This is a genomic window from Variovorax sp. YR216, from assembly GCF_900107745.1.
Classification (GTDB): domain Bacteria; phylum Pseudomonadota; class Gammaproteobacteria; order Burkholderiales; family Burkholderiaceae_C; genus Variovorax.
Map to the genome: position 1 here is coordinate 1 of NZ_FNRO01000046.1, position 1,250 is coordinate 1,250.

1 protein-coding gene is annotated in these 1,250 nt (G+C 66.1%); it reads left to right on the forward strand.

Features of this window, described 5'->3' with window-relative positions; all coding sequences use genetic code 11:
* Positions 1–1,250, forward strand: a 1,250-nt coding sequence (locus BLW05_RS35235; RefSeq protein ID WP_256330656.1) for a basic amino acid/polyamine antiporter, incomplete at both ends; no start/stop codon positions are given.

Here is a 1,250-nt window from a genome sequence, read left to right on the forward strand (position 1 = left end):
CAAAAGATGTCCCGCATGCAGCTCACCGCGATGGTGGTGGGCGGGATGGTGGGCGCGGGGATCTTCTCGCTGCCGCGCACCTTCGCGGGGGCGACCGGGCCGCTGGGGGCGGTCATCGCGTGGATCGTCGCGGGCACGGGCATGTACATGCTCGCGCGCGTGTTCCAGGCGCTGGCCGAGCGCAAGCCCGACCTGGACGCGGGCGTGTTCGCCTATGCCAAGGCCGGCTTCGGCGACTACCCGGGCTTTCTGTCGGCCTTCGGCTACTGGATCAGCAGCTGCATCGGCAACGTCTCCTACTGGGTGCTGATCAAGTCCACGCTGGGGGCCTTCTTCCCGGTCTTCGGCGACGGCAACACCGTCATCGCGATCGTGGTGGCGTCCGTGGGCATCTGGCTGTTCCACTTCATGATCTTGAAGGGCGTGCAGCAGGCGGCCTTCATCAACACGGTGGTCACCTTCGCCAAGGTGATCCCGATCCTGGTGTTCATCGTCATCCTGATCTTCGCCTTCAGGATGGACCTCTTCAGCGCCAACCTCTACGGAGGCGATCTCACGGGCAACATCTTCGAGCAGGTGCGCGCGACCATGCTGGTGACCGTGTTCGTCTTCATCGGCATCGAAGGCGCGAGCGTGTACTCGCGCTACGCCAAGGAGCGCTCGGACGTGGGCCGCGCGACCATCATGGGCTTCATCGGCGTGACCGCCCTGATGGTGCTGGTGACCATGCTGCCCTACGCGGTGCTGCAGCGCGCGGACATCGCGGGCATGCGCCAGCCCTCGATGGCCGCGGTGCTCGAGGCGGTGGTGGGCCACTGGGGGGCGGTCTTCGTGAGCCTGGGGCTGATCGTGTCGGTGCTGGGGGCGTACCTGGCCTGGTCGCTGATCTGCGCCGAAGTGATGTTCACCGCGGCCAAGACCGAGGACATGCCGGCGGTGTTTGCACGGGAGAACGCCAACAAGGTGCCGGCCAATGCGCTGTGGCTGACGAACATCATCGTGCAGCTGATCGTCATCACGACCTACTGGTCGCGGGACGCCTTCGCGCTGATGCTGAACCTCACCAGCGCGATGTCGCTGATTCCGTACCTGTTCGTGGCGGCCTACGGCGTGCTGCTGGCCAGGCGCGGCGAGAGCTACCAGGTGCGCCCGCAGGAGCGCGGGCGGGACCTGTTCATCGCGGCGGTGGCGGCGTTCTACACCATCTTCATGATCTACGCGGGCGGGCTCAAGTTCATCCTGCTGGCCGC